Source organism: Streptomyces anthophorae (assembly GCF_049310305.1).
GTDB lineage: Bacteria > Actinomycetota > Actinomycetes > Streptomycetales > Streptomycetaceae > Streptomyces.
Map to the genome: position 1 here is coordinate 1039735 of NZ_JBLWQQ010000001.1, position 15784 is coordinate 1055518.

Genomic DNA, 15784 nt, shown 5'->3' on the forward strand with positions numbered 1-15784 from the left:
AGTGATCAAAAAGAATACGTACTTCGATTCGGTGTCACTGATGTCGATATCGACGAAGGCGAACCGACTCGACGGTGTGGAGCAGGCGTTCGTCGCCATGGCCACCGAGAAGAACAAGGAGGTGCTCGGCAACCTCGACCTGCTCACCCCGGAACTGGAGGCCGCGGGCAACGGCGACCTCATGATCGTCACCGTGACCGGGGACGGCGTCGACACCGCGGCCACCCACGCCCGGATCGAGGAACTCCTTCAGCGCAAGTCCCCGGCGGGCGGCGGGCCGCGGGCCACCCACCGCACCCTCGCCTCCGCCGTCAGGGCCGACCCGACGGCGAACCTGGCCGTCGTCGCCGTCAACGGCGCCTACGCGGCCCGCGAGGCACGCACGGCGCTCGAGAACGGTCTGCACGTCATGATGTTCAGCGACAACGTGGCGCTCGCGGACGAGATCGCGCTGAAGGCCCTGGCCCACGACAAGGGCCTGCTGATGATGGGCCCCGACTGCGGCACCGCCATCATCAACAACGTCGGGCTCTGCTTCGCCAACGCGGTCCGCCCCGGCTCCGTCGGCATCGTCGCCGCGTCCGGCACCGGTTCGCAGGAGGTCAGCGTGCGCGTGCACGCACTCGGCGGCGGGATCTCCCAGCTCATCGGCACGGGCGGGCGCGACCTGAGCGCCGAGGTCGGCGGCGTCATGATGATCGACGCCATCCGCGCCCTCGCCGCCGACCCGGGGACGGAGGCCATCGTCCTCGTCTCCAAGCCGCCGGCCCCGGACGTCGAGCGGAAGGTGCTCGCCGAGATCGCCACCGCGGGCAAACCGGTCGTCGTCCACTTCGTCGGCGGCTCACGGGAGGCGGTCGTCGACGCCGGCGGACACTACGCGGCGAGCAGCCAGGACGCGGCGCTCCAGGCCGTGCGCCTGACCAGCGATCCGGAGGCCGCCGCGCCGGGCCCGGACGCCGACCGGATCGCGTCCGTACGCGCGAGGCTTGGCCCCCAACAGCGTTACGTCCGCGGCCTGTTCTGCGGCGGGACCCTGTGCGACGAGTCGATGTACACCCTCCTCGACGCCGGTGAGGACGAGGTCTGGAGCAACATCCAGAAGAACCCGGACCGGGTACTGCGCGCGGCGGACGCGAGCCGCGGCCACACCTTCCTCGACTTCGGCGACGACGAGTTCACCAACGGCCGACCGCACCCGATGATCGACCCGTCGCCGCGCCTGGAACGCCTCTTGCGGGAGGCCCGGGACCCGGAAGTGGCCCTCGTCGTCATGGACTTCGTCCTCGGCTACGGCGCGCACGAGGATCCCGTCGGCGCGGCCCTGCCGGCCATCGCCGAGGCGCAGAGCGTCGCCGCGGCGGACGGGCGCCATCTGGAGATCGTCGGCTACGTCCTCGGCACCGACCAGGACACACCTCGACTCGCCGCCCAGGTCTCCGCGTTGGAGAAGGCGGGAGTCACCGTCACCCGCAGCAGCACCGAAACCGGGCAGTACGCCCGCGCCGTCGTCAGCGAGGGAGCCCGCGCATGACCACGCCCATCACTCAGCTCTTCGGCGGCGAACTGAACGTCGTCAACGTCGGCCTCGCCCTGTTCGAGGAGGACATCGCCGCCCAGAACGCCAAGGTCACCACGGTCGACTGGGTCCCGCCGGGCAACGGCAGGCCCGAGGTGATCTCCGCCCTCGACCACCTCGCGCGCCCCGACATCGCCGCCCGGATCGAGGCCGCCAACGCCGAGGCCGTGGAGCGGATCACCAGCGCCAAGCCGATGCTGGTCGGCTTCGGCCGGGCCATCGACGTCGTGCCCGGCATGACCCCGACCACGATCCTCCACGCGGGACCGCCCATCACTTGGGAGAAGATGTCAGGGCCGATGAAGGGAGCCGTGCTCGGCGCCCTCGTCTTCGAGGGCCTCGCGGCCGACCTCGCCGAGGCCGAACAGGTCGCGGCCTCCGGCCGGATCACCTTCTCCCCCTGTCACGAACACGACTGCGTGGGCTCGATGGCGGGAGTCACCTCGGCGTCGATGTACATGCACGTCCTGCACAACGAGACGCACGGCAACCGCGCGTACACCAACCTCTCCGAGCAGATGTCGAAGATCCTGCGCATGGGGGCCAACGACGAGTCGGTCGTCGAGCGGCTGATCTGGATGCGGGACGTCCTCGGCCCCATGCTCAAGGAGGCCATGGAGCTCGGCGGCCCGATCGACCTGCGCCTGCTGCTGTCCCAGGCACTGCACATGGGCGACGAGGCGCACAACCGCAACATCGCAGGGAGCCTGCTGCTGATGCAGGAGCTCGCGCCCCGGATCGTACGGACGGGCTTCTCCGCCGAGCGGCAGAAGGAGGTCTTCGACTTCATCGCCAGTTCGGACTACTTCTCCGGGCCTACGTGGCTGGCCATGGCCAAGGCCGCCCTCGACGCGGCACACGGCATCGCGGACTCGACCGTCGTCACGACGATGGCCCGCAACGGCGTCGAGTTCGGTCTGCGCGTCAGCGGCCTGCCCGGCAACCACTGGCTGACCGGCCCCGCCCAGAGGGTCGTCGGCCCGATGTTCGCCGGGTACCGCCCCGAGGACTCCGGCCTGGACATCGGGGACAGTGCCATCAGCGAGACGTACGGCTTCGGCGGCTTCGCCATGGCCGCGGCGCCCGCCATCGTCGCGCTCGTCGGCGGCACCGTGGATGAGGCCCTCTCCCGCACCCGCGAAATGGGCGAGATCACCACCGCGCAGAACCCGAACATCACCATCCCGTCCCTGGACTTCCAGGGCCTGCCGACCGGCATCGACGTCCGCAAGGTGCTCGACACGGGCATCCTGCCCGTCATCAACACCGCCATCGCGCACAAGGAACCGGGGGTCGGGATGATCGGCGCCGGTATCACGCACCCGCCCGCCGAGGTCTTCGAGAAGGCGGTGGTGGCGCTCGCCGCGACGTTCTCCTGACCCGGGGCGCTCGGCCTGTCGGCCCGGGCCGGATTCGCCGGCCGCACCGCCAACTCGGCGTACGCACTGACGGTCGGCGTCACTCCCCTTCCAGGACAACGGAGTTGGCGATGCTCCGGGCACCCGCCACGGCCAGCGCCACCGATGTCAGGGTCGGGTTGCAGGCGGTGGCCGTCGGGATGACCCCGTTGCCCGCGACGTACAGGCCTCGCACGCCCCACACCTCGCCGGACGGGTCGCAGACCGACGTGCCGTCGTCGACGGTTCCCATCCGGACCGTGCCCTGGTAGTGCAGGGACGCGCCGAGTCCGAGGGTGTGCGGCTGCTCGTCGAGCGGGTCGCCGAGGGCCGCGGCGGCGCGCCGGACGGCGGTGCGGGCGGCGTCCAGTGTGGCGCGGTCCCGGTCGGTGAGCCGGTAGTGGACGCGCATCGCGGGCATGCCGTAGCCGTCGCGGCGGTCGGCGTCGAACTCGATCCGGTCCTCGGCCCGGATGTCCTTCGCGCAGAACCAGCCGAGGCCGACGACCGACCCGGGGGCCGGTATGTCGTCGGCCGCCAACGGCACTGGTGAGGCGTCCAGTTGCATCACCTGGCCGTGGAAGGGTTCGTCATCGGTGTACGGAACCCAGCTGACGCCGCTGTGCCGGGCCGGTCCCGGCCGTGTGCTCCCACCGTCGGCCGCCCGCACGTCCCGCAGCCGCACCGCGTACACGAGCTGCGGCTGGTCGTTGAGGTACCGGCCGAGGGCCGCGGGGCGCACGCCGGACGCCCACAGGAGTTGGGGTGTGCGCAGTGCGTCGGCGGCGACCACGACCCGCGCGGCCCGCACGAGGTGTCGGCTCCCGTCACTGAGGTCCCGTACGCGCACGCCCACCGCCCGCCCGTCCTCGACCAGGACGGCCGTCACGAGTGCCTCCGCGAAGAGGGTGTGCCGGGGATTGTTCCGGGTCGCCTCTCCGAAGACGACGTCGGCGCCGGACCAGGTGACGGTGCCGTCGGCGGCGCGGTGCACGGCCAGTGGCATCGGCTGGACGCGGCGCTCCTGGGGGCGGTCGCCGTCGAGGGCCCCGGCGAGCCGTTTGCGGACCTCGGCGGCGAAGGGTGCGTCGTCGAAGGCGTGGGCGTCGACACCGAGCAACCGCTCTGCCTCGTCGAGGAGTTGGTCGAGGCCGGGCACGAAGTCGATGCGCTCGCTGTCGCCGGGGCGGGGGCAGGCCGCGGTCCAGTGGGCGCCCATGCCGCCGACGTTGCTGGACATCGCCGCGTTCGGGAGGCCGCCCTCGCCGGAGCCGTCCTTCGCGGCCTCCAGGAGGAAGGTGCCGGGGCGGGCGAGGCGGCCGTCGGCCGGGGCGGTGCCGGGACCTTCGGAGCGGCGTTGCGCGCGCTCGCGTTCGGCCGGGTCGGCGATGTTCTTCACGTGCAGTCCGGGAGGGTCGGCGAGCAGCGGACCCGCCTCGAAGGTGGCGAGCCGAAGGTCCGGGCACCGCTCGGACAGGACCCGTGCGTACGCGGCCCCGCACGGCCCGCTGCCGACGACGGCCACGTCCACGTACGCGGGAAAACGCGCGGTCATGAGCCGAGGGTGAGGCGCTTGCGGTCGCTGCCGCCGCCGGGCACCGGCATGTACGAGATCCGCAGCCGCACGGACACGGCGATCTCGTGCTCGCCGGGCGCGAGCGGCTCGCCGGTCTCGAACGCGAGGACCGCCCGCTCCCCCATCTCCCAGCGGTCGTCGGTGACATGGGGCAGCTGCGCGAAGGTGTACGTGTTTCCGTGCACGGTGAGGGTGGTGCGTTCCGCGGGTACCGGGGCGCCGTCGAGGACGAGGTCGACGGCTTCCACCATGGAGAGGAACAGGCCCCGGTAGTAGGGCATCCTGACTTCCACCCGGCCGCCCGGGCGGCCGTCGCCCCGGGCACGGAAGCCGTCCTCGCAGACGATGTACTGGTCGAACACGGTGTGTTGCTCCCTGCGGTCGTGGTTGGGGTGACGAAGGGGTGGGTCAGGCAGCGGTGCCGGACTCGCCCAGGAGGCGCGCGAGCATCCGCTGCTGCCGGCGGACCTGCTCCACGCTGTCGACCTCGAAGGCGTCCTGGATGTGCCGGTTGCCCTCGTACTCGCTGGAGAAGTGGCCGGTGAAGCCGCCCTCGGCGTAGACGGGGAGGATGTCCTCGTAGGGGATGCTGAACTCGTGGCCGTCGTCGGTCATCTCGTAGAACTTCGCCTGGACGTGCCCGATGAGGGGCATGTGCGCGAGCGCGTCCTTCGGTTCGGTCCAGATGTAGTGGGTGGCCTGGCGGGCGAGGGAGGACTCGACGGGGCCGCCGCCGCGGTAGTTGACGATGTCCATCAGCGCGTGGGTGTCACCGTGGTCGTCGTAGGTGCGCACGATGTAGTCGACGAGTTCGGGGCGTGCACCGTCCCGCAGGGCGCGCTCGCTCACGACCCGCGGGAACGTCCTGACGTGGATCCCCATGTCGGGCATGAGACCGAGGGCCTGTGGGCCGACCCGGTGCATGACCTCCAAGTGCTCCAGGATCCAGGGGTGTTCGTAGTGGAAGGGCGCGTGCACCTCGAGCAGGATCCGGACGCCGTGCTCCTCGGCGTAGGGGGCGGCGGCCTCCATCACCTCGGGCGGGAAGTTGATGGTGGCCTTCACGATGGGGGCGCCCAGGCGGACCGCGATATCGATGTCGCGGCGCACGGAGGCGGCCTGTTCGTCGGGGCTGAGCAGGCGGCCGGGGCGGAGCCTGGTGTCGAGGAAGGCGTTCGTGGCGACCGGTGTCGTGCCGTACGCACGCATCCACCCGTGCCAGTGCTCGACGAACTCGTCGCTGAGCAGCGGATAGCCGGGGATGGACTGCTCGGGGATGATCTCGATACCGAACGCGCCCATGCCGGCCGCCGCGGACACGCAGTCCTCGACGGTCATCGTGCGCAGGAAGTACTCCTCCTGGAACGAGTAGAGGCTGACGGCGCGGCGGATGCCGTGCGGCCGCGGCGCGGCTGGGGTGGGTGTCAGGGGCGTCATGCTCGGCTGTCGTCTCCTTCGTCGACCCGGTGGGGTCAGTGGTCCCGTGGGGCCAGTCTGGGCCCCACGTTGAATAAATTCAAGATTCTGATTCTGTTTTTCGGGCGTGCGGCGCCGCTCTCAACGGACGCCGCACACCCACCTGTTGGGCCCTATCGGGCGCGCGGCCCGCCCGCCCGGGCGTCGATCTCGGCGCGCATCCGCTCGTGCCTCCCGTCCAGGTCCCAGAAGGACATCGTCACGGCCTGCGCAGCCACCAACAGCAGCGGGAGGCCGTAGAACATCACGCGGATCGCGGTGAGCGCGGTGCCGCTCGCCTGCCCCGGCTGGTAGTCGGCCAGGGCGAGTCCGTACGCGACGGCCGCCGAGCCGATGGCGGAGCCCACCTTGGTGGCGAAGCTGACACCGGAGGACAGGAGCCCTTCGTTGCGCGTGCCGAACCGCCACTGCTGGAACTCGACGGTGTCCGCGACCATCGTGAACATCGACACCATGGACACGCCGATGGCGAAGGTCGCGACGATGTAGAACCCGAGGAACACGGCGAGGTGCCCCTCGGCCGGATACATCGCGGCCCAGGCGACCCCGCCCACGGTGAGGGCCTGGAGGTTGCCCCGGCGCTTCCCGAAGCGCCGGTAGTACGGCGGCGCCACGAGCCCGCCGACGATCATCGTGCCGGAGACCAGCGGAAGCAGCACCGAGATCGCCCAGGGCGCGTGCAGGACGGCGAGCGCGAAGTACACGGTCACACCGAGGACCAGCGAGAGCCGTACGAAGTTGAGGATCCCGTAGACGAAGGTGACCACCCAGGGGCGGTTGCGACACAGTGTCCGCAGCGCGGTGCGCGGAGAGATCCTCTCGGACTCCGCGGGCAGGGCGTAGCGCTCCTTGCAGCTCAGGAAGGTGACCACGAAGAAGGCCACGCTCAGCACGCTGTAGATGATGGTGGCGAGCGTCCAGCCCCGCTGCTCGTCGCCCGCGCCGAGCCAGGCCACGAAGGGCGTCGTGCTCGCCGTGACGATGATGGATCCGACGGAACTGCCGACCGCCCGCAGGCCGCCCATCTGCATCCGCTCGTGCGAGTCCCGCGTCATCATCGGGAGCAGCGAGCTGTAGGGGACGTTGACCAGGGAGAAGAGCAGACCCAGCGTCAGATAGGTGACGAAGGCGTAGACGAGTTTTCCGCCGTCGCCGATGTCCGGGACCATGAAGGCCAGGACGCCGATGACCCCGAAGGGCACCGACGCGAAGACCAGGTACGGACGGGCCTTGCCCCAGCGGGTCCTGGTGCGGTCCACGAGGACGCCGATGGCCGGGTCGACCACGGCGTCCAGCAGCCGGGCCACGAGGAAGAGGGTGCCGAGCGCCGCGACCGGCACCCGGGCGACGTCGGTGTAGTAGTAGAGCAGGAATCCGCCGACGAGATTCCAGGAGAGGTTGGAGGCGAGGTCGCCGGCTCCGTAGCCGAGCTTCTCCCGCCACCCGATCCGGAACTCCGGTTGCTGGGCCGCCTGTTGCTCGATCGCCTTACTGGTGATGTCCAACGTGCTCCGCCCCTTCGCGCGCACTGTGCCACCACGTCGCGGCACCTTGGAGAGACAGAGCACACGACCGGTGCGGCCCGCACAAGACAAAGTAAATTCAAAATTCAGATTTCGTTTATTCGTCCCATGGATACCCCTGCCGGCCTGCCCCTGCGGCCTGCGGGTTCCCCGCCCGGCACACCGCGCCCGCGGCCGCACCCCTAGAAACGAAATCAGGATTCTGTTTCAATCGGGCGAGCGGCCATCGTCACCGAACCACCGCCCCTCCCCCTGGAGTTGATCCCATGAACGCGCTCCGCTGGAGCTATATGGACCACTGGCGCACGGACAGCCCGCGCGGCCCGGTCACCCAGTACGCCGCCCGCCGGCACATGGACGACTTCGTCAAGCAGATCAGCGCCGTGGGCTTCGAGGGCCTGGACATGTTCGACTTCCAGGTCTACGCGCTGTCCGGCATGTTCGGCTCCGTCGAGAAGTACCAGCGCCATCTGCGCGACCACGGCATCGAGAAGATCGTCAACCTCTTCCGCGGCATCATGTACGACCCCCGGGTCGCCGACGCGCACGTGCGCGAGACCCACGACGAGATCGTCACCAGCACCCGCCGGATGCTCGGCATGTGGGAGAGCCTCGACATCGAGAGCCTCATCGTGATGCCCGCGAGCCTCTACAAGGACACCGCCCCGGTCACCGACGACAAGATCAAGGCCGCGGCCGAGTGCTGGAACCGGGTCGGCGAGATGACACTCACCGAGTTCGGCGTCCGTACCACCTGCCACCACGAGTTCTTCTGCGCGATCCGCACCGAGGACGACATCCGCAGGTTCTACGAGTTCACCGACCCGCGCTACGTGTCGTTCTTCTGCGACACCGCGCAGCACTGCATCGCCGGCATCGACCCGGTCGCCCTCTTCATGGATCTGCACGAGCGCTGCTCCGGCTTCCACTTCAAGGACACCCGCCAGCGAGACACCACGGGCGCGTACGAGCACGGTCCGGACGCCGAGCTGATGGCGCCGCAGACCGCCCAGTGGTTCCACGAGATGGGCACGGAGGGCGGCCTCGTCGACTTCCCGCGCCTGATGCGGGCCATCAAGGACGTCGGCTACGAGGGGTGGATCACGGTCGAGCACGACAAGGTCAACATCGGCGGTGACTACGCCGAGGCCACCGCCCTGTCCATGTGGTACGCCCGCAACGTCCTTTCGGAGATCTACGCATGAGCGCCTCGGTCCGCCGCGCCTACGCCATCAACCAGTGGAAGCCGAACTTCGACGACTTCACCCGCCCCGAACAGCACGAGCGCGCCCTCAAGGTCCTCGCCGCCTGCGGTTTCACCGGTGTCGAACTGCGCGGCGGCACCGGCCGCTGGGACCCGCTCGGCCGCCCGGCGTCCATCGCGGCCACCTACGGCTCCACCGCCGCGTTCCTCGCCATGGTGCGCGGCACCGGTCTGGAGGGCGTGAGCAGCTGGTACGTGGACCCGGGCGAGCCCGTCGACGAGGAACTCAGCCGCGGCCGCAGCGTCCTGGACCGGGCCCAGCACAACGACATCGCCACGTCACTGCTGCCGTTCGCCCGGTTCCTGGCCGAGGCCGGGGGCAGCCGCCTCGTGGTGCGGGCGCTGCCGTCCGCCGGATCGCTCGACCGGCCGCTGTCCGCCGAGGACATCGGGGTGGCCGCGGAGTGCTGGAACACGGTCGGCGCGGCACTCGCCGGGACCGGCGTACGCCTCTCCCTCCACGTGGACTGCCTCAGCGCCGCGGCCGACGAGAAGACCCTCGGCGCGCTGCTCGACGAGACCGACCCCGCACTGGTGGGCCTCACCCTCGACACCGCCGAACTCACCGTCGCCGGAATCGACCCGGTGCGGCTCTTCGACACCCACCCCACACGCGTCGATCACCTCCACCTCAAGGACACCCGGCACGTCGACGAATCCGGCGAACGCCTCGCCCCGCACGCCGAGTTCAGCATGCTGTCCGAGGGCGGCGCGCGCGGCATCGACCGCTGGTTCCACGAGTGCGGCACCCCCGGCGGGCTCGTCGACTTCCCGGCCCTCGCGCGCCGGCTGCGGGAGCGCTCCTGGACGGGCTGGGCCGTCTTCGAGAGCGAGCAGACCCCGAACCCGGCGCGCAGCGCCATGCTCAACGGCTGGTACGCGCAACGCCTGTTCCACTCCCCCGCCACCGCCACCGCCACCGCCACCGCCACACAGGAGTGACCATGTCATCGCCCACCCTGCCGCTCTCCGTCAACGTCGAACTCCTCTTCCGCGAGGCGGGCGACGACCTCGGCGACCGCATCCGCGCCGCGGCCGACCACGGCATCGACACCATCGAGATCTGGTCGCACAGCGACAAGGACCTGGCCGGTCTCCAGAAGGCCCTCGACGCCACCGGCTCGTCCCTGCACACCCTGCTGATCGAGGGCCGTCTCACCCTCGCGGACGCCGCCACGCACACCGCGTTCCTCGACCACGTACGCGCGGCGTCCGAGACGGCCGCCCGCCTCAACTGCACCCGGATCGTGACCGGTTCGGGTGTCGGCCTGCCGTACATGAAGCGCGCCGTGCAGCACGGCATCGTCGTCGACGCGCTCAAGGCAGGTGCCGAGATCGCCGCCGCGCACGGTGTGTCGATCCTCCTGGAGAACCTCAACACCCGCGTCGACCACCCCGGCACCCTCTTCGACACGACCGCCGAGTGCCTGGCCGCCGTCCGCGAGGTCGGCTCCCCCGGCCTCGCCCTGCTCTACGACGCGTACCACTCGCTACAGATGGGCGAGGTGCCACAGGAGGAGCTGGCCGGGGCCGGGACCATCGACCTCGTCTCGCACATCCAGATCGCCGATCTGCCGGACCGCGGCGAGCCGGGCAGCGGATCCGTCGACTGGGGAGCGCAGTTGGGTGCGCTGAAGCGGCTCGGGTACACGGGGCCGGTCGGGCTCGAGTACCTGCCGACGACCGACACCCGGTCCGGCCTGCGGGCCATCGAGGACATCGTGCGCTCGCTCTGAGGACTTCGCCGACACACGAAGGGGAGGCGCCCGCCCGGGGCCTCCCCTTCGCCCTGCTCCTACACCTCGTGGACGAGCACCTGCACGATCTCCTCCACGGACCGGCCGACGAACACCTCATGCCGGCCTTCGGGCACGGCCCACCCTGGGGCCTGCGTGTCCCAGCGCTCCCAGGCGCGGTCGTCGAGGAGCACCTCGGTCTCGGTGCTCGCGCCCGCGTCGAGGCGCACCCCCGCGAATCCGGCGAGCCGCGGATCCACCTCGCCAGGAGCGCGGACGTAGACCTGTACGACCTCGCGCCCGCGCCGCCGGCCGGTGTTGGTGACCTCCAGGCGCACGGCCCAGCGCGCTCCGCTGCGGCGCAGCGCCGCCTCGCCGAAGCGCCAGGTCGTGTAGCCGCGTCCGGAGCCGAACGGGAAGCGGGCCTTGGTTCCCGTGCGGGCGAGGTGTCGGTAGCCCGTCGGCTCGGCGGCGTCGTAGTCGCGGCGCAGGTCGGCGTCGAGCCGCTCACCGTGCGTGGACCGGTCGGCGTCGCCGTGCGGGACGGTGACGGGCATGCGGCCGCCCGGTTCGGCGTCGCCCGCGAGCACGCGCGCGAGCGCCGTGCCGAAGCCCTGCCCGGCGAACCAGCCCTGGACGACCGCCGCCACGTCGTCCGCCCACGGAGCGTGGACCGGTCGCCCGGCGTTGACGACGACGACGGTACGAGGGTTCACGGCGGCCACGGCATCGATCAACGCGCCCTGTGCCGCGGGGAGTTCGGAGGAGTCCAGATCCTTGCTCTCGCGCGAGGTCTCCAGTTCGTCGCCGACCACCAGCACGACCGCGTCGGCCCCGACGGCGGCCCGCCGCGCGCGTTCGAGGGCCCCGGGCCTGGCCGGTGGTGCGCAGGTGACCGTCAGCGCCTGCACGCGGGCCCCCTCCTGCGAAGCCATCTCGACCATGACGGTCACCGGTTCCCCGGCGCGCAGCTCGACCCGCGCGGTGGCCGTCTCGGCGCGCGCCACCTGACCCATCACGTCCTGCGGCGCGGGGGCCTTCCGCTCGGCGACGACGGTCCCGTCGACGGAGAGCACGGTCGTCCCGGAGCCCCCGGCGCCGAGCATCCACGCCCCGTCGCTGTCGGGCGTGAGCATGGCCGTCAGACGCAGCACCCCCGGCTCGGCGGTCGGCCCCGCGCCGGGCACCTCGCCGAACCAGATGAACGCACTGTCGGCCCTGATCTCCGTCAGGACCGTGCGCCCGCCCCGTACATGCTCGAGCTGCACGCCGGGGCGCCCGTCGGGGGTGGTGACGCGGAAGGCGCCGAGGGAGGCGGGCGGTGTCGTGTCGACCCCGCGTTCATGGATGATCCCGCAGTGCGGGCCGAAGCGTTCCCGGAGCGCCTGGAGCGGGGTGGCCGGCTCGCGCACCGGGCGGATCCGGCCGAACGTGGCTCCCTGATAGCAGGGGCGGTCGGCATTGGGCCCGATGACGGCGAGGCGGCGGATCGCCCCCGTGTCGAGGGGCAGCAGCTCGCCCTCGTCGCGGGCCAGGACGAAGGCCGCGGCCGCCGCGTCGACCAGGGCGTCCTCGGCCACGTCCGGCTCCACGTAGGCGCCAGGATCCGCCACTTGGCGCGCCGTGCCCTCGACGGCGCCGACGCGGCGCGCGAGGCGCAGCAGCCGCTCCACCGCGTCGTCGAGGCGCTCCCGCGGGACGTCTCCGCGCGCCACGGCCTCGCCGAGGCGGTCACCGAAGTGGATCGCCGGTCCCGGCATCTCCAGGTCGAGACCGGCGAGCGCGGGGCCGAGCGTGTCCTGGAGCGCGAAGTAGTCGGAGACGACGAGCCCGTCGAAGCCCCACTCCCCCTTCACGATCGCGAGGAGGTCGGCGTGGGCCGTGCACGGAACGCCGTTGAGCCGGTTGTAGGCGGCCATCAGCCCCCAGGCCCCCGCCCGCACGGCCAGTTCGAAGGGGCGCAGATACACCTCGCGCAGCGCGACCTCGCCGATGTCGGCGCTCATCCTCTGGCGTGCGGTCTCGGTGTCGTTGCACACCAGGTGCTTGGGCACGGCCGCCACACCCTGCCCCTGGAGCCCTTCGACGCAGGCCGCGCCGAGCACACCGGCGAGGTGCGGGTCCTCGGACAGCATCTCGAAGGTCCGTCCGGACAGGCCGGTTCGCGCCAGGTTCAGGTTCGGGGCGTACACGGCGTCGTATCCGCGCCTGCGGGCCTCGGACGCCTGCGCCGCCGCGACCGTGCGCACCCTGTCCTCGTCCCAAGTGGCGCCGAGGGCGATGCCGCTGGGGAGCAGCAGTGCGGTGTCCCGCTCGTCGAAGGCCGGGCTGACGAGTCCGAGCGGGCCGTCGACCAGGTGCAACGGCCTTAGCCCCAGGGCGGGTTCGGCCACCGTGCTCCAGCCGGTCTCCCCCGCGGTGAGTGCGGCGGGCGATGCGGGTGGCTGCGTGCGTCGATCCATGACCCCACCTCAGAAATCTCAGAATCAGAAGATTGATTTCGCTTCAAGCTACCTTGACGCGCGGGCACCTCGCATCTACTTTCAGAATCGCAATTCTGATTCTCTACCGACGCCGCCACTTGTCTCCGCGCCTTCTCCGCACCGGATTCCTAACGGGAGGTCCCTCCGTGCGCTTCTCCGCCTTCCTCGTCGGCCGCTCCATGAGCCCGTCCGACGACGCGTACGTCATCGAAACCCTCGCCCAGCACGCCCTGGAGGCCGACCGGCTCGGCTTCGACGCGGTGTTCCTGCCCGACCACCACTTCACGGGCTACGCACCGATGTCCTGCGACCCCTTCCTCTTCGCCGCGCACCTGGCCGCGCGGACCAAGAACGTGCACTACGGCTTCTCCGTGACGACGCTGCCGCTGCACCACCCGGTCCGCTTCGCCGAGCGCGTCAACCTCCTTGACCACCTCACCAAGGGCAAGCTCCTCGTCGGCATCGGATCCGGCACGACGCCCGAGGAGACCATCGGCTTCGGCGTCGACTTCCAGGACTCCAAGGGCCTGATGGACGCTCAGGTGGAGCTGGTCCAGCGGCTGTGGGCCAAGAAGATCGACGACGACCCGATCCGGTTCGAGCACGGTCCGTACAAGGGTGCCGTCGTCCAGCGCATCGTCCCGGCCCCCTACAGCGAGCGGCGCCGCCTGATGAGCGTCGCGATGCGCGAGGCCAGCACGGCGCGGGCCGCGAAGTACGGCTGGCCCGCGTTCATCCCCGCCTTCGTCCCGCCGATCCCCGCGAGCGGTGAACCCTCGACGGCCTTCCAGAAGTACCTCGACGCCTACCGCTCGGCGATGGCCGCCTCGGGCCACCCCCAGCAGGTGATCGACGACTGCATGTCCTGGACCACCCACTCCTACCAGTGCGTCCACGTCGCCGAGACCGACGAACAGGCGCGCATCGAACTGGAGGTCATCCTCGCCGCGTACCAGGAGGCCATCGACCGCGAGTACGCGTACAACAAGCGCGCCGAGGAGATCAGCGGTGTCGACCTCACCTCCGCGCAGGCGCCGAACGCGCTGAGCGAGGAGTGGATCCGCACCTGGTGCCTGTACGGCAGCCCGGACACGGTCGCCGAACAGCTGCGCCACTACGAGGAGTTGGGCGTCGGGAACGTCCTCATGGGCTTCACCAACGGCCCTCTCACGCCCGAGCGCTACGCCCTGACCCGGCAGTCCATGAACCTGTTCGCAAGCGAGGTCATGCCCCGCTTCCGTACGAAGACCCCTGCGGGGAGCGAGCGATGAGCCATCTGATCGTCGGCATCGGCGGCACCACCCGATCCGGCTCCAGCAGCGAACTCGCCGTGCGCGCCGCGCTGGCCGCGACCGAGGAACGAGGCGCCCGCACCGTGCACTTCGGCGGCGACTTCCTCGCCTCGCTCCCCCACTACGCGCCCGAGCGTCCCGAGCGCACCGACGAGCAGCGCCGCCTGGTCGACGCGGTGCGCCGGGCGGACGGCCTGGTCATCGGCTCCCCCGGCTATCACGGCGGCATCTCGGGCCTGGTCAAGAACGCCCTCGACCTCCTGGAGGACCTCCGCGACGACGAGCGGGTGTACTTCGACGGGCGCGCGGTCGGGCTCGTGGTGACGGCCGCCGGCTGGCAGGCGTGCGGCACCACGCTCGGCGCGCTGCGCAACGTCGTGCACGCCATGCGCGGCTGGCCCACTCCGCTCGGCGTCACGCTCAACTCGGGGCAGGGCCGGCTCTTCACGCCGGACGGCGCGTGCGCGGACCCGGCCGCGGCGGCGCAGCTGTCCCTGCTCGGGGACCAGGTCCACGGATTCGCCGAGCGCACGGCGGCGCCGACACGGAGGGTGTGCGCGGCCTGAGCCGCGTACGGCGCGGCCGCCTCCGGGGCCGCTCGGCCCTGGAGGGAGACCGGACTGCATAGACTTGGTGAATGCCCACACCGTCACAGCCGACATCGAAGACCGGCGGCATCCGCGCCCCCAAGCAGGAGCGGAGCCAGCGCTCCTTCGACCTGGTCCTCGACACGACCCTCGGCCTGCTCGCCGAGAAGGGCTACTCGGGCTTCGCCCTCACCGAGGTCAGCCGTCGTTCCGGCGTGTCGGTGGGCTCGATCTACACCCGGGTCGACGGCAAGGACGACCTGCTGCGCGCCGCACAGGCCCGCTTCCAGGAGGGGCTGCTCGCGGACCACCGCAGGATGACCGACCCCGAGCGCTGGGCAGGAGCCGGTCTCGCCGAGCTCGTGCCGCAGCTGATCGCGGACTTCGCCGGGGTGCTCGAACAGCAGGGCAAGACGCTGGGCGCCTTTCTCCAGCGGGGTGCCGTCGACCCGGCGGTCGCCAAGGTGGGCAAGGCCGGCTACATGGACGCCCGCGACCGCTTCGTCGACCTCGTCCTCTCGCGCCGCGACGAGATCGAGCATCCCGACCCGGTCCGCGCGGTCGGCTCCTGCTTCACCACCGTCTACGCCGCGCTCGCCCGCGCACTGGCGCTCGACGTGGCCCCCGAGGCGGCGGAGGGCAGTGACCTGCCGACCCTGATCGAGGACCTGGGCGCCATGACGCTCGCGTTCCTGCGGTGCAAGGACGACCACGGCGCCTGAGCCCCACCCCCACTTCGCCTCCAGGACCCGGCTTTCTCCGGGCCCTGGAGGCTGCCGCATGCCGGAGATCGAATGAAGCCACCGGGAGCGGGCATCCGACCAGACGGCCCTCCGGCTCGGGGAGGTCTTCAAGGCGGTGGACCGGAACA

13 protein-coding genes are annotated in these 15784 nt (G+C 71.1%); 8 read left to right on the forward strand and 5 right to left on the reverse strand.

What is annotated here, in order from left to right; translation table 11 throughout:
• The first annotated feature begins 1 nt into the window (after position 1).
• Both fdrA and ACNYS0_RS04590 read left to right on the forward strand, forming a co-directional pair.
• On the forward strand, positions 2–1534 hold the full coding sequence (gene fdrA / locus ACNYS0_RS04585) for an acyl-CoA synthetase FdrA (protein WP_422471353.1): 1533 nt from the start codon (positions 2–4) through the stop codon (positions 1532–1534).
• Complete coding sequence (locus ACNYS0_RS04590) at positions 1531–2958, forward strand: YlbE family protein (protein ID WP_422471354.1); 1428 nt, start codon at positions 1531–1533, stop codon at positions 2956–2958. The genes fdrA and ACNYS0_RS04590 overlap by 4 nt, the downstream gene beginning before the upstream one ends.
• A 79-nt stretch (positions 2959–3037) precedes the next feature.
• On the opposite strand, the gene ACNYS0_RS04595 is transcribed toward ACNYS0_RS04590, so the two are convergent.
• The 4 genes from ACNYS0_RS04595 to ACNYS0_RS04610 form a co-directional block, all read right to left on the reverse strand.
• Positions 3038–4531, reverse strand: coding sequence for a GMC oxidoreductase (locus tag ACNYS0_RS04595; RefSeq protein ID WP_422471355.1), 1494 nt, complete (start codon positions 4529–4531; stop codon positions 3038–3040).
• On the reverse strand, positions 4528–4914 hold the full coding sequence (locus ACNYS0_RS04600; protein ID WP_422471356.1) for a C-glycoside deglycosidase beta subunit domain-containing protein: 387 nt from the start codon (positions 4912–4914) through the stop codon (positions 4528–4530). Before ACNYS0_RS04600 ends, ACNYS0_RS04595 begins: the two co-directional genes overlap by 4 nt.
• A 46-nt stretch (positions 4915–4960) precedes the next feature.
• Positions 4961–5989 carry a sugar phosphate isomerase/epimerase family protein gene (locus ACNYS0_RS04605; protein ID WP_422471357.1) on the reverse strand — a complete coding sequence of 343 codons (1029 nt, stop codon included), beginning with the start codon at positions 5987–5989 and terminating at the stop codon, positions 4961–4963.
• A gap of 152 nt (positions 5990–6141) precedes the next feature.
• Positions 6142–7533 carry an MFS transporter gene (locus tag ACNYS0_RS04610; protein ID WP_422471358.1) on the reverse strand — a complete coding sequence of 464 codons (1392 nt, stop codon included), beginning with the start codon at positions 7531–7533 and terminating at the stop codon, positions 6142–6144.
• Positions 7534–7817: 284 nt separating this feature from the next.
• Here ACNYS0_RS04610 and ACNYS0_RS04615 point away from each other — a divergent pair, with 284 nt between their 5' ends.
• The 3 genes from ACNYS0_RS04615 to ACNYS0_RS04625 are packed head-to-tail and all read left to right on the forward strand — an operon-like array spanning position 7818 to position 10551.
• The gene (locus ACNYS0_RS04615) at positions 7818–8756 is read left to right on the forward strand and encodes a sugar phosphate isomerase/epimerase family protein (protein ID WP_422471359.1); all 939 of its coding nucleotides are present in this window, start codon (positions 7818–7820) and stop codon (positions 8754–8756) included.
• Positions 8753–9757 carry a sugar phosphate isomerase/epimerase family protein gene (locus ACNYS0_RS04620; RefSeq protein WP_422471360.1) on the forward strand — a complete coding sequence of 335 codons (1005 nt, stop codon included), beginning with the start codon at positions 8753–8755 and terminating at the stop codon, positions 9755–9757. The genes ACNYS0_RS04615 and ACNYS0_RS04620 overlap by 4 nt, the downstream gene beginning before the upstream one ends.
• Before the next feature lie 2 nt (positions 9758–9759).
• Positions 9760–10551 (forward strand): TIM barrel protein, encoded by a 792-nt coding sequence (locus ACNYS0_RS04625; protein ID WP_422471361.1) that lies wholly within the window; start codon positions 9760–9762, stop codon positions 10549–10551.
• Positions 10552–10610: 59 nt separating this feature from the next.
• Here ACNYS0_RS04625 and ACNYS0_RS04630 read toward each other — a convergent pair whose 3' ends face one another.
• Positions 10611–13013, reverse strand: coding sequence for a beta-glucosidase (locus ACNYS0_RS04630; RefSeq protein WP_422471362.1), 2403 nt, complete (start codon positions 13011–13013; stop codon positions 10611–10613).
• Between the two features lie 167 nt (positions 13014–13180).
• Between ACNYS0_RS04630 and ACNYS0_RS04635 the strand changes: the two genes are divergently transcribed.
• The 3 genes from ACNYS0_RS04635 (at position 13181) to ACNYS0_RS04645 (ending at position 15635) form a co-directional block, all read left to right on the forward strand.
• A complete protein-coding gene (locus ACNYS0_RS04635; RefSeq protein ID WP_422471363.1) occupies positions 13181–14305 on the forward strand; it encodes an LLM class flavin-dependent oxidoreductase in 1125 nt (374 codons plus the stop codon).
• Positions 14302–14892, forward strand: a complete 591-nt coding sequence (locus ACNYS0_RS04640) for an NADPH-dependent FMN reductase (RefSeq protein ID WP_422471364.1) — start codon at positions 14302–14304, stop codon at positions 14890–14892. Before ACNYS0_RS04635 ends, ACNYS0_RS04640 begins: the two co-directional genes overlap by 4 nt.
• Before the next feature lie 71 nt (positions 14893–14963).
• On the forward strand, positions 14964–15635 hold the full coding sequence (locus ACNYS0_RS04645; RefSeq protein ID WP_422471365.1) for a TetR/AcrR family transcriptional regulator: 672 nt from the start codon (positions 14964–14966) through the stop codon (positions 15633–15635).
• Positions 15636–15784: the final 149 nt, after the last annotated feature.

What these genes read in the sequence shown, in the direction of transcription:
- ACNYS0_RS04605 (WP_422471357.1), bottom strand. Translation starts at nt 5,989, where the DNA reads ATGACGCCCCTGACACCCACCCCAGCCGCGCCGCGGCCGCACGGCATC.
- ACNYS0_RS04620 (WP_422471360.1), top strand. Translation starts at nt 8,753, where the DNA reads ATGAGCGCCTCGGTCCGCCGCGCCTACGCCATCAACCAGTGGAAGCCG.
- ACNYS0_RS04590 (WP_422471354.1), top strand. Translation starts at nt 1,531, where the DNA reads ATGACCACGCCCATCACTCAGCTCTTCGGCGGCGAACTGAACGTCGTC.
- ACNYS0_RS04640 (WP_422471364.1), top strand. Translation starts at nt 14,302, where the DNA reads ATGAGCCATCTGATCGTCGGCATCGGCGGCACCACCCGATCCGGCTCC.
- ACNYS0_RS04615 (WP_422471359.1), top strand. Translation starts at nt 7,818, where the DNA reads ATGAACGCGCTCCGCTGGAGCTATATGGACCACTGGCGCACGGACAGC.
- ACNYS0_RS04630 (WP_422471362.1), bottom strand. Translation starts at nt 13,013, where the DNA reads ATGGATCGACGCACGCAGCCACCCGCATCGCCCGCCGCACTCACCGCG.
- ACNYS0_RS04595 (WP_422471355.1), bottom strand. Translation starts at nt 4,531, where the DNA reads ATGACCGCGCGTTTTCCCGCGTACGTGGACGTGGCCGTCGTCGGCAGC.
- ACNYS0_RS04625 (WP_422471361.1), top strand. Translation starts at nt 9,760, where the DNA reads ATGTCATCGCCCACCCTGCCGCTCTCCGTCAACGTCGAACTCCTCTTC.
- ACNYS0_RS04645 (WP_422471365.1), top strand. Translation starts at nt 14,964, where the DNA reads ATGCCCACACCGTCACAGCCGACATCGAAGACCGGCGGCATCCGCGCC.